Origin of the sequence: Exilibacterium tricleocarpae (genome assembly GCF_007004655.1) — a bacterium.
Lineage (GTDB): Bacteria > Pseudomonadota > Gammaproteobacteria > Pseudomonadales > Cellvibrionaceae > Exilibacterium > Exilibacterium tricleocarpae.
In genome coordinates this window covers 25,815-46,073 of record NZ_ML660087.1, presented here as the reverse complement: position 1 = coordinate 46,073, position 20,259 = coordinate 25,815, and the positions used below count along the sequence as shown (strand labels likewise).

20 protein-coding genes are annotated in these 20,259 nt (G+C 54.0%); 6 read left to right on the top strand and 14 right to left on the bottom strand.

All coding sequences use genetic code 11. The annotated features are described in order from the left end of the window. The first annotated feature begins 36 nt into the window (after positions 1-36). Together FKG94_RS00185 and FKG94_RS00180 are read left to right on the top strand one after the other, a co-directional pair. Positions 37-795 (top strand): DUF3108 domain-containing protein, encoded by a 759-nt coding sequence (locus FKG94_RS00185; protein ID WP_142902167.1) that lies wholly within the window; start codon positions 37-39, stop codon positions 793-795. 121 nt (positions 796-916) lie between these two features. After that, on the top strand, positions 917-1,405 hold the full coding sequence (locus tag FKG94_RS00180; protein ID WP_142902166.1) for an FKBP-type peptidyl-prolyl cis-trans isomerase: 489 nt from the start codon (positions 917-919) through the stop codon (positions 1,403-1,405). Positions 1,406-1,681: 276 nt separating this feature from the next. Here the strand turns inward: FKG94_RS00180 and FKG94_RS00175 are convergent, their stop codons facing one another. Further along, the gene (locus tag FKG94_RS00175; protein ID WP_142902165.1) at positions 1,682-2,533 is read right to left on the bottom strand and encodes a Vgb family protein; all 852 of its coding nucleotides are present in this window, start codon (positions 2,531-2,533) and stop codon (positions 1,682-1,684) included. Positions 2,534-2,828: 295 nt separating this feature from the next. On the opposite strand from FKG94_RS00175, the gene FKG94_RS00170 reads away from it, so the two are divergent. Together FKG94_RS00170 and FKG94_RS00165 are read left to right on the top strand one after the other, a co-directional pair. Next, complete coding sequence (locus tag FKG94_RS00170; protein ID WP_142902164.1) at positions 2,829-3,947, top strand: sensor histidine kinase; 1,119 nt, start codon at positions 2,829-2,831, stop codon at positions 3,945-3,947. Beyond that, complete coding sequence (locus FKG94_RS00165) at positions 3,940-4,704, top strand: LytR/AlgR family response regulator transcription factor (protein ID WP_142902163.1); 765 nt, start codon at positions 3,940-3,942, stop codon at positions 4,702-4,704. The genes FKG94_RS00170 and FKG94_RS00165 overlap by 8 nt, the downstream gene beginning before the upstream one ends. 65 nt (positions 4,705-4,769) lie before the next feature. On the opposite strand, the gene FKG94_RS00160 is transcribed toward FKG94_RS00165, so the two are convergent. Beyond that, positions 4,770-5,396 carry a glutathione S-transferase family protein gene (locus tag FKG94_RS00160; RefSeq protein WP_142902162.1) on the bottom strand — a complete coding sequence of 209 codons (627 nt, stop codon included), beginning with the start codon at positions 5,394-5,396 and terminating at the stop codon, positions 4,770-4,772. 239 nt (positions 5,397-5,635) lie between these two features. Here FKG94_RS00160 and FKG94_RS00155 point away from each other — a divergent pair, with 239 nt between their 5' ends. Next, entirely contained in the window at positions 5,636-6,541 is a 906-nt protein-coding gene (locus FKG94_RS00155; RefSeq protein ID WP_142902161.1) for a helix-turn-helix domain-containing protein, read from the top strand. Here FKG94_RS00155 and FKG94_RS00150 read toward each other — a convergent pair. The 8 genes from FKG94_RS00150 to FKG94_RS00115 all read right to left on the bottom strand — a co-directional run bounded on the left by FKG94_RS00150 (position 6,538) and on the right by FKG94_RS00115 (position 14,664). Next, positions 6,538-7,416: a helix-turn-helix transcriptional regulator gene (locus FKG94_RS00150; protein WP_142902160.1), complete on the bottom strand. Its 879-nt coding sequence runs from the start codon at positions 7,414-7,416 to the stop codon at positions 6,538-6,540. The two genes, FKG94_RS00155 and FKG94_RS00150, sit on opposite strands and share 4 nt — an antisense overlap. Before the next feature lie 141 nt (positions 7,417-7,557). Further along, positions 7,558-7,716 (bottom strand): DUF1427 family protein, encoded by a 159-nt coding sequence (locus FKG94_RS00145; RefSeq protein ID WP_142902608.1) that lies wholly within the window; start codon positions 7,714-7,716, stop codon positions 7,558-7,560. Continuing rightward, positions 7,716-7,943, bottom strand: coding sequence for a DUF1427 family protein (locus FKG94_RS00140; RefSeq protein ID WP_142902159.1), 228 nt, complete (start codon positions 7,941-7,943; stop codon positions 7,716-7,718). Before FKG94_RS00140 ends, FKG94_RS00145 begins: the two co-directional genes overlap by 1 nt. Positions 7,944-7,955: 12 nt before the next feature. Further along, positions 7,956-9,599 carry an MFS transporter gene (locus tag FKG94_RS00135; RefSeq protein ID WP_142902158.1) on the bottom strand — a complete coding sequence of 548 codons (1,644 nt, stop codon included), beginning with the start codon at positions 9,597-9,599 and terminating at the stop codon, positions 7,956-7,958. 38 nt (positions 9,600-9,637) lie between these two features. Beyond that, positions 9,638-10,126: a DNA starvation/stationary phase protection protein Dps gene (gene dps, locus FKG94_RS00130; protein ID WP_142902157.1), complete on the bottom strand. Its 489-nt coding sequence runs from the start codon at positions 10,124-10,126 to the stop codon at positions 9,638-9,640. A gap of 45 nt (positions 10,127-10,171) precedes the next feature. Continuing rightward, positions 10,172-11,995, bottom strand: coding sequence for an amidohydrolase (locus FKG94_RS00125; RefSeq protein WP_142902156.1), 1,824 nt, complete (start codon positions 11,993-11,995; stop codon positions 10,172-10,174). Continuing rightward, positions 11,992-13,857, bottom strand: coding sequence for an amidohydrolase (locus FKG94_RS00120; RefSeq protein ID WP_142902155.1), 1,866 nt, complete (start codon positions 13,855-13,857; stop codon positions 11,992-11,994). Before FKG94_RS00120 ends, FKG94_RS00125 begins: the two co-directional genes overlap by 4 nt. Positions 13,858-13,983: 126 nt before the next feature. Further along, on the bottom strand, positions 13,984-14,664 hold the full coding sequence (locus FKG94_RS00115) for a hydrolase (RefSeq protein ID WP_142902154.1): 681 nt from the start codon (positions 14,662-14,664) through the stop codon (positions 13,984-13,986). A 447-nt stretch (positions 14,665-15,111) separates the two neighbouring features. On the opposite strand from FKG94_RS00115, the gene FKG94_RS00110 reads away from it, so the two are divergent. Further along, entirely contained in the window at positions 15,112-15,957 is an 846-nt protein-coding gene (locus tag FKG94_RS00110; RefSeq protein WP_142902153.1) for an AraC family transcriptional regulator, read from the top strand. 178 nt (positions 15,958-16,135) lie between these two features. Here the strand turns inward: FKG94_RS00110 and FKG94_RS00105 are convergent, their stop codons facing one another. The 4 genes from FKG94_RS00105 to FKG94_RS00090 all read right to left on the bottom strand — a co-directional run bounded on the left by FKG94_RS00105 (position 16,136) and on the right by FKG94_RS00090 (position 20,107). Continuing rightward, positions 16,136-16,873 carry a phytanoyl-CoA dioxygenase family protein gene (locus FKG94_RS00105; protein WP_142902152.1) on the bottom strand — a complete coding sequence of 246 codons (738 nt, stop codon included), beginning with the start codon at positions 16,871-16,873 and terminating at the stop codon, positions 16,136-16,138. A gap of 30 nt (positions 16,874-16,903) precedes the next feature. Then, on the bottom strand, positions 16,904-18,028 hold the full coding sequence (locus FKG94_RS00100; RefSeq protein WP_142902151.1) for a glycosyltransferase: 1,125 nt from the start codon (positions 18,026-18,028) through the stop codon (positions 16,904-16,906). Between the two features lie 167 nt (positions 18,029-18,195). Then, positions 18,196-18,531, bottom strand: a complete 336-nt coding sequence (locus FKG94_RS00095; RefSeq protein WP_142902150.1) for a hypothetical protein — start codon at positions 18,529-18,531, stop codon at positions 18,196-18,198. Positions 18,532-18,835: 304 nt separating this feature from the next. Next, positions 18,836-20,107, bottom strand: coding sequence for an O-acetylhomoserine aminocarboxypropyltransferase/cysteine synthase family protein (locus tag FKG94_RS00090; RefSeq protein ID WP_142902149.1), 1,272 nt, complete (start codon positions 20,105-20,107; stop codon positions 18,836-18,838). Positions 20,108-20,259: the final 152 nt, after the last annotated feature.

Here is a 20,259-nt window from a genome sequence, read left to right as displayed (position 1 = left end):
CAGGCGCGGCCGGCTTTACGGGACGAGACGGTATTAATGATTGATATTGGACTACCCAGCTTTGAACGTTTAATCAGGTGCGCGGGCCTCGCCTGCCTGGGTCTCGCCGTTATGTGGCCCGCCGCGACCGGCGCCACCACCGGCCTGCTACCGAAAAATTTCACGGCCAAATATGAAGCCAGCTTCAAAGGCGTGCCGATTACCGCGGTGCGCTCGCTGAAAACCCTGGACAACGGCTTGCAGGAATTGCGGTTTTCCGCCGATTCCTGGCTCGCCAATATCGACGAATTCAGCCACTTCCGCTGGAATGAACAGGGCCAGGTGGTGCCGAAGAACTACGAATATCACCGCGAAGGTCTGGGCCGCGACCGCCACGCCATCCTCAGCTTCAACTGGGAGGACAAACGGGTCGTCAACAACGTACAGAACAAACCCTGGACCATGGACCTGCCGGCAGAGGCACTGGACAAACTCAGCTACCAGATTCAATTGCGCCGCGATCTGTTGAATAACAAACAGTCCGGACGCTATATCGTAGCCGACGGCGGCAAGATCAAACACTACCTGTTCGAAGTGGTCGGCGAAGAGGTATTACAGACACCGGTCGGGCGGCTGCACACCATAAAAGTAAAACGCGTACGAGAAAAGAGCAACAAACGCATCACGCATCTGTGGCTTGCCAAAGACTGGAATCTGTTGGTGGTGCGCATCAGCCAACAGGAAAAAGACGGTAAACCCTACGAAATTATTCTTGCCAAGGCCAAGATCGACGGCGAAGCGGTAAAAGGATTTTAGTGCCTTTAACGACTGCATCAACTACATCAACTACAGACGCAGACCTCCCAACGCCTGCATAAAAACAAAAACGCTCGGCCACACACAGGCCTAACAGTTCACTCAACCCGGGAAAATACCCATGAATATCAGTGCAAAAAAAGTGGCCAGCATCCACTACACCTTAACCAATGATGCCGGTGAGGTGCTGGACACCTCCAAAGACCAGGAACCGCTCGCCTACCTCCACGGCGCACAAAACCTGGTGCCTGGCCTGGAAAAAGAACTGGAGGGCAAAGCAGTCGGCGACAAGCTGGATGTGGTGGTGGAACCCGCGGAAGGCTACGGCGAAAAAGACCCGCAGTTGATTCAGGCGGTGCCGCGCACCATGTTCGGCGGCACTGACAATATCGAAGTGGGTATGGCGTTTCACGCCGAAACGCAACACGGCCGGCAGACGGTTGAAGTGGTCGAGGTCGACGGCGACAACGTCACCGTTGACGGCAATCACCCGCTGGCCGGCGTGCGGCTCAATTTTGCCGTGGAGGTGACCGATATCCGCGAGGCCACTGAGGAAGAACTACAACACGGCCATGTGCACAGCGCCGGTGGTTGCGGGCATTCCCATTAACCGATTCATTGCCATGAACATCAGCATAGACTGTTAAAAGGCGTGCCTTGTCGGAGCTGATCGAGCCCTTAAAGACCGAGCCCTTAAAGACATCGGGGCCGGTCGAAAAGACGCAGCAGGCATTCACAGCTGACGGCCTGTAACGCCGTATACTCGTCCTGGTTCAGGTGAAAGCGAGCGGCCCCAAAGCACAAAGAATGAGAGCACGCTGTGTCCGATGGTCTTAACACGACCGAACCCGCAGCGTGGTGTTCCGCTGGGTACACCATAATTCAATTACCAATCCCTCGCTCTCGATTGAACTCTGACTCCCACCAACTTTGAGACCGGGCCAAATGCCTCAGCCACCATAATATTGCCGCTAACAGCGTTATAGGTGATGCCATTCGGCGATTGTACACGCCGGCTGGCTTTGAGAATGCGCGAATTACCACTGGGACGAATCATGTGAAGAGTGCCTTCACCAATATTGGTTGCGTAAATTCTGTTCTTGCTGTATTCAAGATGCCCGATGGCGAAACCAGACGCCGCGGGCAAAGCGGTAATCAAGAGCTGATTTCCATGTTGATCAATCTTTACGACAGCACCATCAGAAGTGTTTGCCACGTACAAATTTTTATCTCCATCAATGGTAATACCCACTGGCGCATTCAAATAGACGCCGGCAGAAAACACCAGGGTATTTCCCTTTGAGTCAATTTTTAGAATAGTGTCCCCGCCACTGCCACCAACACCAAAATGCGCGACATAAAGATTACCTTCGGTATCGGATGTAATGCCGGACGGCCCTTCGAGTACTGTCGCAAAATCAGACACCTCACCGGCGGGTGATATTTTACTGACTTTCGCGGCAGAGTAGTTAGTGACATAAAGACTGCCGTCTGCGGTTTGAGTGATATCTATTGGTCCCTGAAAACCATCCGCAAAAGTGGTAACCACGCCACTATCGGAAATTCTGTAAATACGGGAGCCGCCGAATCCGGCTGCAGCGTATATTGTGCCGTCATCGACAGCGTGAATTCCATCAAAAGTTAGTACAGCAAGCGGCAGATCATTTTTTGCACCTGCACAAGTCGCCGCAGTGAATAAAAAGCATATAGCGGCAGCAAAAGACTTTGGTATAAACATGACAACCTCGACCTAAACACGATGAGAGGGCACTAAGCTTCCTTTGAACACAAACGCCTGCTCAAGCACTTTGTGTTAAAACCGGATATTGGTGGGATAAAACACCGGGATTCAGGGACGAAATGCCGCAGCTTCGGGAAACAGCTCTACCAGAGGGCTAATGACAACACCCTCGAGACATTAGATGAAGCCAACCGTGTCACCAGTCTGCCAGGGGTGGATCTCAACATCTGTAAACGGCAAAGTTTATATAGGTTAAGCAGGATAGGAAGTAATCGCTAGCACCACAATTATTATGCTACTATCAGCCGCCATGTTGTCTCTTAACGTAAAACGTCTCGCCATAATGTTTGGGCTTTGGGTTGGTTTCGGCGCCCTGCACTTAATGTTTGTTCGTTTTGATTACATACGAGCCGCCGCTTCTAACGCTGCACCATTACTCACGGATTTGCTGCACTATCTCCCAACCTATGCCAGTTGGTCGATTATCTGTTATTTCGTCTATAGCCTGAGCGAATGGTTGTTACTCAAGAAGAAACTGCATTACCTGACCATGACCTTTATTGTCGGTTTAGTTTTGTGGTTGCCTGCTTTCTTTTATATCGACGCCACCATCGCCTACTGGCTGGGCATCAGGGAACATGAAAGCATGGCAAACGTCCTGGCCACTTTGAGCTACCAGATGATATTTTTCTACACAACCATATACATCTTAATGTGTGGGTTTTGCCTGGCGGCATCTCTATATCACTACTCCAAAAGAATACTAATCGAAAAGCTAAAGGCGGAAAAAAGAGCAGCCGAGCAACAGTCTTATCTCTCCAACCTGCAGGTACGGGCCCTGCAATCACAATTGAGCCCTCATTTTCTTTTCAATTCGCTGGGTTCAATCAGTGCGTTGGCACGCATGGACAATAGAGAAGCTGTAGTCACCGCGATAGCGAGCCTGGGAGATTTGCTGCGCTTCGCTGTCGAAGCAAACAGCCGAACCACCATTACGTTACAGGAGGAAATCGCTTTTGTGAGAAACTATGTCGCCCTGCAAGCGCTGCGCTTCATCGATCGCTTTGAATTCGACATCACTGCCCCGAGCTTTGCTTTGAGCATACCTACCCCCCCTTTCGCCATACAACTACTGGTGGAGAATGCCTTTCTCCACAGCGTCAGTCTCGACGCAGACTTCGCCCGCATCCACGTGGACATTAGAGCTGCAGATGCTTTACACGTTAACATCAATGTGATCAATACACCCACAATCGGAGGCGGGTCGAAAAAAGGATTGGGGTCAGGCCTTAACAATCTCAAAGAACGCCTGACTGTACTTTACGGTGAATACGCCAGCTTGACACAACGCCATACCGCTCAATGCCATGAGGTGACCTTACGACTTCCTATGCGAGGTAACAATGACTAAATTGCGTGCCGTTATTATTGACGATGAACCTCTGGCAAGACTAAATATTAGCGACGCGCTCGGGGCGTTCCCCGAGATATCCGTTGTCGGCGAGTTTTCCAATGGCGACATACCCTCGGAGACACTGGCGATCTTAATGCCAGATATCCTGTTTCTTGATATCGAAATGCCAACAGTTAATGGTATTGAGTTAGCCTCCCGCATTCTGGCAACACACCAGCATACGGCTATCATTTTTGTCACCGCTTATGACAAGTATGCGGTTCAGGCATTTGATCTTCATGCCATCGACTACCTTCTCAAACCCTTTGATTCTCCACGCTTCGCGCAGGCGGTAGAGCGGGCAAAAACCAATCTGTCTCTGATTAGTCCGTATTTGGCCGCCGAGCAGCTAAAGCAGTTAACACACTCACCCTACATCACTCGACTGATTATCAAGACAACGGGGTCCGTAAGAGTCATTGCGGTTGATGATATTCGCTGGCTGCGCTCTTCAGGCAATTACGTCGAGGTACATCACCGGGAAGGCATGCATCTCCATCGTACAACACTGGCATTTATTGAAAAACACATCGACAACTCGATCTTTTGTAAAGTTCACCGCACTGCAATTGTCCGCCTGGGCGAAATAAAAGAGATTAAGGTCTCGGATCATAACAAATACAGCATTGTCCTGCACAGCGGCGACAATGTACCACTGAGCAAGGTTTACCGAGAGAAGCTTATGCTGAAACTAACCGGCATCAGTATGGTGTGACAGAGAGCTTACCCGCCAATTGAGAATCGTGATGTTCGAATTTCTGCGGTTACGACAGTTAACCCTTAATCCGGGCGTTGACGCTTATAGGCACTCAAAACCCGCCTGACGCCCTCGTCCATATCCATATTGGCCTTAAAGGCTGACAGTAGTGGAAAATTATCCAGCCCAAGCGAGGTTCTCGACAGCCAGCGCGTTAGCACATACAGATAGGGATCGGCAACACTACGACAAGGACCAAAGACATAGGGACCGGTAAAATGATCATCGGTGAGATCGAAAAGACGCAGCAGTCGCTCACAGCCGACGGCTTGCAATACCGCATGCTCGTCCTGGTCCGGATGAAAACGGGCGGGCCAAAAGTACGGGGCGAAGGCACCATGCAGCTCCGTAGCATAGAATGACAGTGTTTCCAACAGTTTGGCTCTGCCAAAATTGTCTCTCGCAGGCAAAGGAAAGTACTCCGGTCTTTGCGCGTCAACATAAGTCAATAGTGCGGTGGTCTCTGTCAGGACCTTGCCATCGTCAAATATCGCCGCCGGTACTTTTCCGAGTGGGCTCACCTGCAGATACTCCAGGCGGTTGTTATCGCCGCCGGCAAGTACCTTGACCTGGTAGCTGAATTCAGCCCACTCCAGGGCAATATGCACAGCCAGGGCACTGGTTTCTGACATCGAGTAAAGTGTCAGCACAGGTTTCTCCCAAAACAAAATTATCACTGTTACTAAGGTTATTCGATGATGTCAAAAAGCTCTTTCAAATCTCTGCACGTTTCAGATTCCAGCGTCTGGCAGAAAGTCGATATTTATAAAAATCAATAACTTAGCTTATCTATCGGCTCAAGAATTACTCTGCTTCCGGGCATATGAAAGACCTCCATCCATGAAACGACGACGATGGGCAACACCCAAGGCAACTGCGATGCTGTCCCATGACCAAAATCATCGAGCCGATCGCCCATCCGGATGACACTAAACCGTATCGCTTACGCTCGCGGTTGAACTACCCGTCCGGTTTTGATCGTGTCGATACGGCCTGTGTATCTGTCATTCGCGGTCGCGGCGAGGAATTGCTGCACACCGTCGAAGTCGATCATGAGTTATTGGTCATTCCGACCCGGCCCTTGCGGGTTTCCGTTTCGGCAATACCGGCTGATACTTTTATATTGCGGGTCTGCCCTTACACCGTGTGCCTGTTGCAATCGGGATTGAAGTTCGATTTCGATTATGCCCGATGCGAAGAGCTGCTACTGATCGAGGTGGAATCGAGCTGGTTTTCAAGCGTGAGGGCGCGCTGCGTATCCGGTGATCTGAACATAAGCGGACCCATAGACACCATTCTTCATCCGGATATCCCTCCGCTGATCCATTCCATTGAGCGGCATTTGACTTTTCCGCAATGTCCACATGAACCTTATGTGGAAATGCTGGCGGAGTTGTTAATCGCAAGAATCCTGTGGTATCTCCAAAATACCGGCCCGCAGATTATGTCGAGTAGCGGGCTGACTAATGGCAATCTCCACACTGTTTTGATGAGGATCGAAGATCAGTTGGACCAATGCATCCTGGTGAGTGACCTGGCGCGATCGGTGTCCATGCCCCCGGCCCGCTTTACCCGCGCCTTCAAGGCAACGCTCGGACTGTCGCCACAACGCTATATACTTCAACGGCGCGTGCTGCGCGTTCAGGACTTGCTTGAGGACACACAAATGACCCTGGCAGATGCGGCTTTGGAAGCGGGTTTCTCCAGCCAGGCGCATATGACTGCCATGTTTGCGCGCCAGTTTGGCATCACCCCCGGCGAGTACCGCAAACACCTGGGGTCAAAAGCGGGCTAGGACAGCACTAGTCTAAATTCAGCGGGTGTGGTCCCCATGCGTTGCGAAAACAACGTAGTCATATGCGCCTGGCTGGAAAACCCGGCTGCAAAAGCAATTTCCGCCAGCGACATTTTCGATTTTCTCAGCAGCATCTCGGCGCGAGTCAGACGCCGGTCGATGACCCACTGGTAGGGAGAACGCCCGGTGCGCGCTTTGAAGGCTCGCGAAAAGCTGTGTTCGCTCATATCGACCAGCCTGGCGAGTGATTTCATACGCAGATTGGTTTCGATATTGCTATCGACATACTGGCATATGAGATCGTAGTGTCGGTCGGATAGGAGAGCGGGTTTGACGGTCTTGGCCCGACTTCGACGACCGGCGGCGAGGGACAAGATGCGTGATGTCAATATCATCAGATTGGCATCGATAAAAAGCGAGCCGCGCAGGAGCCGGCGGTTGGCTTCCGCCCAGCACTCCTTGACGACTTGTTTGACAATGGCATCTGTGTGCGCATCACTCAACAGTGACTCAATTGACGGGCCAGACAGGCCGAGGTCGGTGGCAGCGTTATCGAAATAACTTGTCGGAATCCCAAGCCCCATGATTCGATGATCAAGATACACATCATAGTCGGCTTTGGTCTCGGGCGGCACGATAACAAACCCTCCCCGCGGCATAGGCATTTCGCGTTTGCCGACACCGAGGTCTGCACTGGCCAGCACGGGACTGCCAATATTGAGCTGTAAATTGTAGGTTGAGGTCGCCTCGTCCGGAAAACAACCTTCCGGTTGCTGAGTGAGAAACATGCCGATAGTGTCTTTTCCTTCTAACAGGCGTGCCTCGCGCAGATAAACCCCGTACACGCGTCGATAGAAGGCGAGGTAATCATCCAAGCCGCTTTTTTTTCCGCTCACGTTTAAATAGGCATAAAAAGATTAGGGAAAAGGCGTAAACAGCGCACCCGCTGATTACCACTACGCAATAACCCTGTTATTGGATCAGTGCCCGGACGCACGCCCGGTCGCACCGGCAGCCTAAATATGCGCCAGCAGCGTGTCGGTGACGATAAAACCCAGCGTCATACACACCACTAGCAGGGCTCCCGTGAGTCTGGGCGGCGCCGGCAGTGGCAGGTCCCACCACCGGCAGGCCGCGCCGATCGCCAGGCCCAGGGCGATGCCCAGCCCCGCCATCACGATGACTTTCCTCTGGTTTCACCGGTAGGACCGCCGCAATGGGCACGCTGAACATTTGCCCGGTGAACCGCCAGGCGATCGATCACCCCATAACCCAGGGTCATGGCCACCACCAACAGTGCCCCTATCAGCACCGGTGGCGCCGGCAGCGGTATCGCCGCGAGGCGGCAGACAATGCCGATAAGAAAAGCCAGTGCGAAGCCCAGAAGGGTCTTGGTGTTCATCGTGCAATCTCCTCAGTTTTCAGATTTTGGATCTGATGACGCTGGGACGGGTGCCAACCAATGCTCCACGTTTGGGGTATCATCGGTAATATGAAATTGTTTTATAACCTCTTGAATATCTTTGTCGTGATGAGACACGCGCTCATGCTGGCGCAGATGCTCAGCCCAACTCGGCACTAAAAACCACTCTATCCAACGCTGCGGCGACCCCGCGTCCTGGTACACGCCCCATTGGTAGGCGCCGTCCCGATAACGACCCTCGCCCAGTTGGTAAATGGTTTGGAGAAAGTCGGCCTGGGTGGCAGGATCAATCATATAGGTAATGGTCACCATCACCGGACCGCGATCAGGCACCGCATCCACAGCGGTATCGACCACCGGCGCCGGCCAGTGAGCCGACGGCGAGAGATCAAACTCTTCGGCCTGGCCCAGACGCACACGCCACGTCACAGCAATTGCCGCCAGCGCGCCGATCGCGGCGGCCAGCAATGCTGCGGGCACCGAAGTGAGATTCGCCACCTGGCCCCAGAGCGCCGAACCGGCAGCCATGGCGCCGAAAAACACCATCAGGTATATCGCCAGGCCCCGCGCGCGAACCCAATTCGGCAGCGCCGTCTGCGCTGAGACATTCAAGCTGGTCAGCACGATAATCCAGCCGAAACCACCCAGCAGCGCTGCGCCGGCCGCGGCTATAGGCAGAGTGACCGTGGCCAGCACCGCCATGGCAAACGCCGTTACGGCTGTGCCGAGAGCTGCGAGTTGATGAGAATTAAACGTCGACTTGACACCGGGCAGTAAAAGCGCGCCCGCCACCGCGCCCGTTCCGACAGCACCCAGTAATATGCCGTAGAGCTCAGCGCCCCCGCCCGGCAGTCCGCGCGCCACCAAAGGCAGCAGTGACCAGTACGCACTGGCAAACAGGAAGAAAGCCAGTGCTCGCACCAGCGTCGATTTCAGTGGCGCATTGTGGGCCGCGTGTCGAAGACCTGTGAGCATGGCCGCTATCATCGGTTCCGGCGGCAGAGTGCGCGCTGTGGCGGGTGCTGGCCGCCAAATGAAAAGCGCCAGGATAATCACCACATGGCTGGCGGCATTCAGCACAAAAGGCGCAGACAGGCCGATGCCGGTAATCAGAAAGCCCGCCAGTGCCGGGCCAATGGCGCGGCTGATATTGATGCCCATGGAATTGAGCGCAATTGCCGGTGTCAGGTGCCTGCGCGGCACCAGTTCCGGCACCACGGACTGCCAGGCGGGGCCGAGAAATGCCGCTCCGGTGCCGATCAGAAAGGTAAAAGCGATCAACAGACCTGGGCTCATGCGTTGCAGCGCTACCAGCGTCGCCAGCCCGACCGCTACCAGTAGCAGCAAGATATTGATCGTGATTAGCAAGGTGCGTTTGTCAAACCGGTCGGCCAGCGTGCCGGCCAGCAATGCGAACAGAAACACAGGCAGCGTGGTGGCGGTTTGCACCAGAGACACAGTTGCCGGTGAAGGGTCAAGCGTGGTCATAAGCCAACCGGCACCAACGTCATGCATCCATGTGCCGATATTGGAAACCAGCGTCGCTGTCCACAACAGGGCGAAGGCAGCGTGGCCAAAAGGCGCCCAGGCCGATACAGTCGGGCTGGGCGCCGGTGAGCTGGAAGCCTGATTCATAACGGCTTAACCCGATGGACTCTTAACCCGATGGACTCTCAACCCGATGGACCCTGCAGATGCGCTTCGAGCAACCACAGCGATTTATCCAGCAGGCGTGACGCTGCGGTAAACAAATCGGCGGTATCCGCGTCGCCAAGATCAGCACTCTGATCAATGGCGTCGCGCAAGCGATTGCCAAGTGCGGCGAAGCGCTCGGCAAGCGCCGCCAAGTGCGCGCCACCATCGGTGATATCCTTGGGGTAAGCCGACAAGGTGGTGCCGGCAACTACACTCTGTGCGATACCGTCGGGCGCGCCTCCCAGCGTCGCGATGCGTTCGGCAATAGTGTCGATTTCGTCGTCGAGCGGTGTCACAAAGCTGTCAAACAGCTCATGCAGTGCAATAAACTGCTCGCCCTTGACGTTCCAATGAGCCTGCTTGACTGCGAGTCTCACATCCAGCGCGTCGGTCAGCGCCGCCTGCAGAATGCGGATAACTTGCCGGCGGACATCCGCCGCCAGCCCGTGGCGGGTTTCGTAGATCATGATGGCTCTCCTTACAGGTTTATCACGGTGTCAGATTTAAGGGCGCTAAAACACGAAACAGGAACAACCGTGCGCCCCCCAAAACGCGTCGGCCGCGGTGGGTCGGGCCGGCGCGCCACTGCGATGACTGTGTAGCGCGCAAGCGTGATGCAGATCGGTACGGTGTGCCTGTGCATCGGTCTGCCGATAAGTGCCGCCCCGGAGACCCGCCGGTGACCAGTCCGGGGACACCGGCAACGGCGGCGGCGAAAGGCTGGAATAATCATCCGCCGCATAGACAATGCGACCATCGACAAGTGTCAGCACCGAGACTATGGAGCGAATATCCTCGGTGGCAACACCAAAGTAATCATCAGACAACACCGCTAAATCAGCGTAGCTGCCGGGACTCAGCCTGCCCTTGACACGCTGCTCGCCCGAGAACCAGGCCGAGCCGGCTGTCCACAGATACAAGGCCGTTTCGCGATCCAGGCGCCTGCTCTCGGGGTAGAGTGTCAGGCCGCCGAGGGTTTTGCCCGATACCAGCCAGTACAAGGAGACCCAGGGATCATAGCTGGCGACCCGCGTGGCGTCGGTACCAGCGCCAACCGGCACACCGCGCTCGAGCATGGCTGCGACCGGCGGCGTGGCCTCGGCTGCCGTTGCACCGTAGCGCTCGACAAAATACTCACCTTGAAAAGCCATACGGTGCTGAATCGCGATACCGCCGCCCAATGCCTGAATACGCTCGATATTGCGCACGCTGATGGTTTCAGCATGGTCAATAATGAAACGTGTCTGCAAGGGTTGCCGGCCATGCACGCGCTCGAATACCGTCAGGAAGCGCTCGATGCTTTCGTCATAGGTGGCATGGATACGAAATGGCCAGGCATTATCTGCAAGCAGGCTCACCACTTTTTCAAGTTCGTCTTCCATGGCGGGGCGCAAATCAGGCCGGGGCTGCAAAAAGTTTTCGAAATCAGCCGCCGACCAGACCAGGTTCTCACCCGCGCCGTTCATACGCAGGTAGGCATCGCCGGCGCCCGGCTCCGTCATTGCCACCCAGCGCTCATAGTCGGACAATTCGGTGCCGGCCTTTTGCGCAAACAGGTTGTAGGCGATGCGCACAGTTAATTCATCTCTATCGTGCAGCTGCTGAATGACCTCATAGTCCTGCGGGTAGTTCTGACCGCCGCCTCCCGCGTCAATAACACTGGTAATACCCAGCCTGTTCATCTCGCGCATATAGTGACGGGTGGAATTCAACTGGTCGGCCAGCGGTAAAGCCGGCGCCTGCCCGAGGGTGGAATAAAGAATCAGGGCGGACGGTTTTGCCAGTAGCAGGCCAGTGGGATTGCCGCTCGGATCCCGCTCTATGACACCCCCCGGCGGGTCAGGGGTGTCACGGTTGAATCCCAGGGCATGCAGTGCCGCGCGATTGAGCAAAGCGCGGCCGTATAGATGGAGGATAAACACCGGCGTTTCCGGCGCAGCGGTGTTGATTTCCTTGAGTGTTGGCATACGCCGTTCGGCAAACTGAAATTCCGACCAGCCGCCGACTACGCGCACCCACTGGGGTGGCGGTGTGCGTTGTGCCTGTTGTTTAAGGCGCGCCAGTGCATCGGCAAGAGAGGGGATGCCCTCCCAACGCAGTTCCATATTGAAAGACAAACCGCCGCGAATTAGATGTGTATGGCTGTCGTTTAATCCCGGAATCGCACGCCGCCCCTTGAGATCTATCCTGTTTGTACCCGGTGCTGCTGCGCCGAGGATCTCGGCATCGCTTCCCAGTTCGTCAATGCGACCAGCGGAGATGGCCAGCGCGCTGACCTCCGGTTGAGTGCGATCCAAGGTGGTGATCTTGCCGTTATATAGAATCAGGTCTGTCATGATAGTCCCCCGGACTGATAGCCGCCGTAAGTGCGTACCGGTGACCATTGCGGCTGGATGGGATCGGGCGGCGATATGAGATCGGCAAACTTACCGGCACCGTAAACGGATTTCCCGTTCATTACTGTCAGTTCGCTTTCGATATGGCGCAAATCCTCATCGGCCACCTCGAGATAGGGCGCATTCAAGATGGCGAAGTCAGCAAATTGACCGGGCTTGAGGCGCCCTTTCAGCACCTCTTCCTGGCTAAACCAGGCAGAACCGACGGTGTGATGAAACAAGGCCTCTTCTCGCGTCAGGCGCTGCTTGCGACCGTGCAATGCGGTTCCGCCCACGCTTTTACCGGTAGTGGCCCAGTACAGGGTCAACCAGGGGTTGTAGCTGGCGACGCGAGTGGCATCCGAACCCAGCCCCAGCGGCAAACCCGCTTCGATCACGTCGCGCAGCGGTGGCGTATTGCGAGTTATGTTCTTGCCGTAGCGATTCAGGAAATACTCCCCGGCATAAGCCATGCGTGCCTGCATCGCCATACCGCCGCCAAGGGCTTTGATGCGTTGCAAGGTCGGGCGTTGCAGGGTTTCACCGTGATCGATGGCCCAGCGGATACCGGCAAAACCGCGACGGCCGGCAGCGACCTCGCGGGCGTGTGCATCTTCAAACACGTTGAGGATATGGTTGATCGACTGATCATAGGTCGCATGAATACGCAACGGCCAGCGGTTCTCGAGCAGATGACGAGTCACAGCCAAAAGCTGTGGCCGCCAGCCCTCGCGCGTCGTGATATCGGGGCGATCGGCAAGAAAGTTTTCGTAGTCACCGGCCGACCACACCAGGAATTCGCCACCACCCTGTAATACGTAGGCATTCATAATCGACTGCGCGCGGTTGATTCCCACTTGCCACTGCCGTGTCCATTGCTGAAACTCTGCAAGCTCCCGACCCTTGTTCTGTGGAAACAGGTACTTGGAGATACGCACCGACAGTTCGCCGGTTTCCGCCAATATGTCGGAACCCTTGTAGTCAAGTGGGAATTTATGTCCGCCGCCGCCGGCGTCAATTACGCTGGTTAGCCCAAAGCGATTCAACTCACGGTAAAAATGCTTTGTAGACGTTGCCTGCTCTGCCGCCGACATCGACGGCAGAGCGCCGATGGTACCGTAGAGCAGGTCGGGATTGGGGCGGGCGTGAATGATAGCGCCGCCATCGGCGGTAAATTCATAGGCAGTGCCGGGTGGGGTCAGCGTATGCGGTCCCAGGCCCAGGCGCTCCACCGCCGCTTTGTTGAGAAAGCCCTGGCTGTACAGGTAAAGCACGTAAACGGGTGTACCGGGAGCCGCTCGGGTAAGCTCCTCCGGTGTCGGCATACGCCGTTCGGCAAACTGATACGGCGACCAGCCGCCAATAACGCGAACCCACTGATCCCGCGGCGTCCTGCCAGCTTGTTCGCGAATCATCCCAAGCCCGCGCTCGAGAGAGTCGACGCCATCCCAGCGCAGTTCCAGGGCATAGAAACGCCCGGCGCGGGTGGGATGCATATGGCTGTCGTTGAGACCGGGGATCACCGTCTTGCCGGCGGCGGACAGCACCTCGCTGCGCCGGCCTTTGAGTGCCAATATGTCACTATTGCTACCGACGGCCTGAATCAATCCGTTTTTGACCGCCAGCGCTTGTGCCCGCGGACGCGCCGGGTCGAGGGTGAGGATATTGGCGTCGGTCACGATCAGGTCGGCACCGTTATGAGCGTCGGCACCCACCGGCGGAACACCGAGTCCCGGTACCAGGGTTGTGGCAGCGGCCGCGCCGGAGTAAGAAAGAAGCTCGCGGCGCGAGAGACTGCGTTGTGGCAGGGGTTTGTCAGCCATAAGCACTCCTTCAAAAGGTGGGCTGCAACCTAAATTCAAAAAAAGATATCGTCAGACGGACAACGGTTCCATCGCGTGTCTCCCGCGATTGGCCTCGAACGCCGCGCAAAGTGACAGTGCCGGTATTTAACCCGCCGCAACCGGATCGAGTCGCGGGCCGTGTTCCACACGCTCCTTGGCTTTGTGCACCATGGTATAGGCGTAATCCACACCCATACCGTAAGCACCGCCGTGCTCGCGTATGATATCCAGTAAACCGTCGTAGCTACTGCGGCGTGCCCAGTCACGCTGCCACTCCAACATGGTCTGTATCGTCGTGGTTGATATCGCACCGGCCTGGTTCACCCGCTGCATGGCCAAGTCCTGCGCCAATGGCGATGTGTCACCCGAGGCGTCGGCCACCATATAAACCTCATAGCCGCCTTCGGCCATCGCCGAAAGTGCGAACATACAGTTGCAGATACCCGTCCACAGGCCGGAGACGACGACTTTTTTGCGGCCCGCCTTCGCCAACGCATCGCGCACTTTCTGGTCGTCCCAGGAGTTCATCGATGTACGTTCGAGAATCTCCTTATCGGGAAAAACCTCCAGCAGCTCCGGGTAGGTGTGTCCGGAAAACGCTTCCGTTTCCACAGTGCTTATCGTGGTGGGAATACTAAAAAGTTTGGCTGCTTTGGCAAGTGCCACAACATTGTTTTTGAGAATCTGGCGATCTATTGACTGCACGCCAAAGGCCATCTGTGGCTGGTGGTCGATAAATATCATTTGTGAGTTATCGGGGGTTAACAATTCAAGCTGGTTGTCCATGTTAGATCTCCATAACTTTGTAGTGTCATTGTCGCTGTTTGTGCAAACCCGATGCGTTCATGTCACCGGATTTGCAGCGTGTAGTGTCTATGCCCGGCATCGCCAAAGTCTTTCAGAAAAAAAACGGTTCTGTGATCTTGCCTGCCTGCCTGTCGATGTCTGTGGATCACCACTGGAAAAGTGCGGTTTTTTTTCAAAGACCTATTGCCTGCAGTTCTATTGACTAAGCATCGCCCGTTAGTCATTTTTTTGCTTCTCTAAAAAGGCCGCCATCAGCGGGTGTCAATGATTCGCTCCACACAAAACCTGTAACTGGCAAATGCATGTAAGACACCGGCAGTGACCTGGATAACAATTACGGTATATTGATCGGGCACTTTCCGGGACAGGGGAGTGTGTTGACGCCTGGATCGCTATTTGTTTGCAAGCGCAGAGAGGATCTGTTTGATGTCAGAAATGTTGCAAGGCTTGCCGGACTCTCTCATCTCCATGGCGAGTGACAATGTGTTGGTCGCCATCACCCGGGCCAAGCCCTTTGTCGTGGAGATGGGCATGCAGCACTGCGCACTGCTTATTCCACTCGCTTTGGGCAAATTATCGGTGACAGATCATCGCGGTAGTCGGTTGTGCCACAGCAGATGCCCATTTACTATGACGTTTCTGCCGCCGGGCAGCCACGTTAAAGTTCGACAAACGGCTGCCATCGAGCACATTTACATCTCGGTTGCCACATCACATCTTAAAGATCTCCGGCTATACAGTCTTTACAATCAGAAGGGGCATACCAGGCCTGTCATTGGCTACAGCGACCCGGATATTCCCATGACGGCCCAATCCCTTCGTCGTCATATGCTAGCGCCTCATTACACCGGGCCCATCTATCTCGAAGCACTGGCCAGCGTGCTGCTCACCCATGCAGTAACGGCGATAGATCAGCAGGGCGACAAAGATTGCCTTCCCCGCCGCCTAAGTGACGACACGTTAAAACAGATTATTGAACAGATCGATAACCGCCTGGGGGATGGAATTTCTATCCGCGATCTCGCTGCCGAAGTCAATATGCCTTTGTTTACCTTTACACGTTTGTTCAAGACCACGACGGGCCAGAGTCCTTACCAGTACATTTTGGAACGCCGCATCGGATTGGCGAGACGTTTATTGTCGCATAGCGAGTTATCACTGGCAGGTGTGGCCTACAGCAGCGGGTTCGCCTCGCAGAGCCATATGACGGATATTTTTCGTCAAAAGCTGGGGATCACGCCCGGTAGTTATCGACGGGGTTTCAATAAGTAAGTTAACCGAGCAGCACAGCCGGCCGCGGAACTCGCGCACAAAAATCTCGAACTCGTTGCATGCGGCAAAAATCGGAAAAGCCCGAGGGAAAAACTGTAACACGGCCACGTGCTATACGCCGGCGGTTGCGAGCATTCCCATTAACCAGTGTTCCCATTAGCCAACCCTAGAGCAAACTTTAGGCCATAAGTCTGCGCCTCAGACCGTGCAGAATGTTATGGGGCAAGTACATCTCGAATCTCCCGTAGGGGCTAAAGTGAAGTATCCAGGCCTTGCGGGTCTGCCTCGACAGGTTAGGCAGGCTGCTGTGCAGCGTGTTTGGCAGATGCACAACAATATCACCCATTTTTGCCGCGCACTTGCTGATCGGGGAATTACTCTCGACATCGGCATCGACAAACAAAGTTCCCGTATCTTTATGGCGCCGGTGCGCCTTTAGCGCCTGCAAGTGGCTGTAGGGCACATACTGCAGGGCCCCCGCTCGCAGTGGCACGTCGTGCAAAGGCACCCACATATGAATGCTTTGCATTTTCTTTACTGTGCTTTTATAAGCTTGATCCTGATGCCAGGAAACAGCCCCGCTCTTAGGGGGCTTGTAGATGGCATGGTCGAACGAATAGTATGCCCGCCGCCCCAAAAGTACACCGGCCAGTGCCCGACACTGGGCATATAGCGATGTTTGCTTCATTTTCGGAACCAGCGCCAGCACATGATTAATTTCCTGAATTTCAGCAGTTGCCTGCTCGAGGGACGAGGCGTGCCGGGTGGCATATTTAGCTGCAATACCACAGTGATCGGCAAACAGCCTATCGAGCAATACCCGACCATCCGCTACAGAAGCCTCCGGCAACACCTGGGCCAGATGCACGTAGCCTTTTTTATAGAGATCTTTTTTGGCTTCCTGCAAGCGTTCCATTTTATTCTCACATATTGAATATCATTGAATTCACCGGCGTTCGGTCGGCTGCCAAACCGTGAGTTTCTTTCTCCTCATCACATCGATGAGGGCGGCAAGCAAGGCGGTGTTATACGCAAAGAACAACCATGTATTTGTGCGCAGACGCTTAAGAAATACCATTGCGGTAATCGCAAGCAACGCCATCAATAGCACACCATAGCCGCCAGATGCCAGCCAACGTAAGTCCAGCCCTTCAAAAAATTTTACGCCCGACAAAAACAAGACCACCATAAATGCAACAGGTGATAACCAGCGCAGTATCTTATGACTCAATACCTGCCAGGAAAAAAATCCGTATTTGAACACAGACAAAACTTCTTTGTGCTTAATCACGGCGTTGATTCCGTGGACTATTGTCCTCTTCTTCCTCGAAAACTCCTGCTTTACCGAAGTTGTATTACTGTAGTAACCATAAGCGGATTTTTCCAAGACAGAGCGATAGTTATGCTTCACGCAAATAAAAGTGATGGCAAGATCAGAGCAACAATCGGTTGTTAATAGTTTGCACATGTCCATTCTAGCCAAAAACAATGATCCGCTGACACCAACACAGGATGAAATTTCGGATTCCAGTTTTCGAAGCAGGAATTCATACCACACATGAATACTCTCCAGTGTCGTTTCGACGCTCAGCGAGCGATCATATGAACTCACTGCCCCCACATCCGGGTCACTGAAATTAGTGGCCAGCTTCTCCAGGGCATCTACCTCCAAAAGCGTGCCGACATCCGAAAAGCAGAGCACTTCGCTGTCAGCACAGTTTATCGCCTGCCGCAGGGCCTGTTCCTTACCGAGGCGATTCCCGAGGCTGATCAAGTGTATGCTGGGGTACTTCTTTATAATATTGTCCGTCTCGTCAGTGCACCCATCAGATACAAAAATATACTCAATTTTATCTTCAGGATAGGCACACTGAAGCGTATTGAGAATTTTTTCCTCGATAGCGGCTTCGGCATTATGCGCCGCCACAATAAAAGTCAGTTTTGGAAGAGGGGCATCCCGTGTGGCGCGTGTTTTTCTGTGCGGCAGTCTGGCAACACCCAACAGCAGCAAGGGATATAAGAAGTAGGTATATAAAATTATTCCGGCAAATATAGACAGACATATAGTCATAACCCTATGACCTCTGTTATCGCCATGAACATCAGGACAGGTTGTCAGAGAGGGATATATTGTCAGGGCCGCTATTGATTTACCACGCCCACTTGGTTTCAACAGCAAAATATAGCTTTGATTTCAGGGCTTATAGGATAAGCTCTGACAGCGCTAAATAGTCAGCATCATACCGACATACCAAACAAGTATTTTCTACCCAAGTAAACAAGATGACCGGTACAGATAAGTGGTAAAAATGCGATTAATTTGTAATAACCAGGAAGCCCAAATTGAGCGGCAATCGATAATGAAATAACCCCTATGGCAAGTAACCCAAGGGTAATCCTGGGACTAACAACCGGATAGTGAGTGCGGTTAAATATATAGCTGACAAGGATAAACAATCCAACCAGACCAAACCACCCACCTAAAGTCAAGCTAACAGCTATAAGAGATGCAATTTCACCCAGCGTCACAAAAAAATAGATTCGCTGTGGTACAAAGAAAGTTCCGACAATCAAGAATATTGCAATGGGAAAAAAGCAAAAAACCACCCCCAACAATAGCAAAATTTTTTAACTAGTATCGAGACTTTGATGGCCTGGCCTAAGACGACAGAGTGAGAACCTGCCACTTGAGTCACCCAGGGCATCTCACCCAAGCCAGCTCAACAACAGTTCGATACTATGGCTGATTCTCCTCTCTGAACTTTATGTAGGGTATACAAGGCATAAGTAAAAGCCGCCATTTACTCACGCCCTGATTGCCAGGTTTAGATAATAACCGTTTAGACGTGCCGACGTTCAAATTGCCGGCTTTCAACGATCAGGTTTGCGCAAGCGCCTGCTCGATATCCGCAATGATGTCGTCAATATGCTCGATACCCACCGATATCCGCACCAGGTCTTCCGACACGCCGGCCGCGGCGAGTTCGTCAGGATTCAACTGCCGGTGGGTAGTAGATGCCGGGTGGCAGGCCAGGGACTTGGCATCGCCGATATTGACCAGACGCAGGATCATTTGCAGCGCATCAATAAACCGGGCGCCGGCCGCCTGGCCGCCTTTTATCCCAAAACTTAAAATACCGGACGCCCGTCCCCCGGTAGTGGACTTGGCAGTTGGGTAATAAGGGCTGTCAGGCAGGGCTCCGTAGTTTACCCACTCCACCTGTGGGTGCTTTTGCAAAAACTCGGCAACCTGCAAGGCATTTTCACAATGCCTGTCCATCCGCAACCCCAGGGTTTCCAAACCCTGCAGTATCAGAAACGCATTATGCGGAGACAGTGCGGCACCGGTATTGCGCAACGGCACCACCCGACAGCGGCCGATAAACGCGGCCGGACCCAAGGCTTCTGTGTAGACAACACCGTGGTATGAGGGGTCCGGCTCATTCAACATGGGGAAACGGTCTTTATGCGCCGCCCAGTCAAACTGCCCGGAATCGATAATAATCCCGCCCACCGCCACGCCGTGCCCGCCGATATATTTGGTCAGCGAGTGCACGACGATATCGGCACCAAAGTCAATCGCCCGGCACAGATAAGGAGTGGCGACGGTATTGTCGACGATCAGGGGTATACCGTGTCGATGGGCAATCTCCGCCAGTTTGGCGATATCCACGATGTTACCGGCGGGATTGCCGATGGATTCGCAGAAAATGGCCCGGGTTCGGGCATCGATATGCCCTTCTATTGCGGCATAGTCATCAAAGGGCGCCATACGCACCTCGAGACCCTGCTGCGGAAACGTATGGGCAAATAAATTATAGGTACCACCGTAAAGCTGGCTGCTGGATACAATATTGTCACCGGTGCGGGTGATGCACTGGATCGCATAAGTGATCGCCGCCATCCCCGAGGCCACCGCCAGCGCTCCGACACCGCCCTCCATTTCCGCCAGCCGCTGCTCCAGCACTGCCGTGGTGGGATTCATGATACGGGTGTAAATATTGCCGGCAACTTTCAGATCGAACAAATCCGCACCATGCTGGGTGTTGTCGAACGTGTAAGACGTGGTTTGGTAGATAGGCACGGCAGCGGCTTTGGTAGTCGCTTCCGATTCGTAACCATGGTGCAGCGCCAGTGATTCCAGTTTCATAATAGACCTCAATTCATCGAGTGCATGGGAGTGTTCGGCTGGTTGCTGTGCGCAGGCCTAACCCGGATAGTGCCGGCGTGTCGGACCAACCAGTCCGGGCTAACATTAATGTCTGGTACTTGTGGTGCATATCAAGCGACATTTCAGATTCC

Coding starts and splice junctions, on each gene's coding strand:
- FKG94_RS00185 (WP_142902167.1), top strand. CDS start 37: ATGATTGATATTGGACTACCCAGCTTTGAACGTTTAATCAGGTGCGCG.
- FKG94_RS00180 (WP_142902166.1), top strand. CDS start 917: ATGAATATCAGTGCAAAAAAAGTGGCCAGCATCCACTACACCTTAACC.
- FKG94_RS00175 (WP_142902165.1), bottom strand. CDS start 2,533: ATGTTTATACCAAAGTCTTTTGCTGCCGCTATATGCTTTTTATTCACT.
- FKG94_RS00170 (WP_142902164.1), top strand. CDS start 2,829: ATGCTACTATCAGCCGCCATGTTGTCTCTTAACGTAAAACGTCTCGCC.
- FKG94_RS00165 (WP_142902163.1), top strand. CDS start 3,940: ATGACTAAATTGCGTGCCGTTATTATTGACGATGAACCTCTGGCAAGA.
- FKG94_RS00155 (WP_142902161.1), top strand. CDS start 5,636: ATGACCAAAATCATCGAGCCGATCGCCCATCCGGATGACACTAAACCG.
- FKG94_RS00145 (WP_142902608.1), bottom strand. CDS start 7,716: ATGGCGGGGCTGGGCATCGCCCTGGGCCTGGCGATCGGCGCGGCCTGC.
- FKG94_RS00140 (WP_142902159.1), bottom strand. CDS start 7,943: ATGAACACCAAGACCCTTCTGGGCTTCGCACTGGCTTTTCTTATCGGC.
- FKG94_RS00135 (WP_142902158.1), bottom strand. CDS start 9,599: ATGAATCAGGCTTCCAGCTCACCGGCGCCCAGCCCGACTGTATCGGCC.
- dps (WP_142902157.1), bottom strand. CDS start 10,126: ATGATCTACGAAACCCGCCACGGGCTGGCGGCGGATGTCCGCCGGCAA.
- FKG94_RS00125 (WP_142902156.1), bottom strand. CDS start 11,995: ATGACAGACCTGATTCTATATAACGGCAAGATCACCACCTTGGATCGC.
- FKG94_RS00120 (WP_142902155.1), bottom strand. CDS start 13,857: ATGGCTGACAAACCCCTGCCACAACGCAGTCTCTCGCGCCGCGAGCTT.
- FKG94_RS00115 (WP_142902154.1), bottom strand. CDS start 14,664: ATGGACAACCAGCTTGAATTGTTAACCCCCGATAACTCACAAATGATA.
- FKG94_RS00110 (WP_142902153.1), top strand. CDS start 15,112: ATGTCAGAAATGTTGCAAGGCTTGCCGGACTCTCTCATCTCCATGGCG.
- FKG94_RS00105 (WP_142902152.1), bottom strand. CDS start 16,873: ATGGAACGCTTGCAGGAAGCCAAAAAAGATCTCTATAAAAAAGGCTAC.
- FKG94_RS00100 (WP_142902151.1), bottom strand. CDS start 18,028: ATGACTATATGTCTGTCTATATTTGCCGGAATAATTTTATATACCTAC.
- FKG94_RS00090 (WP_142902149.1), bottom strand. CDS start 20,107: ATGAAACTGGAATCACTGGCGCTGCACCATGGTTACGAATCGGAAGCG.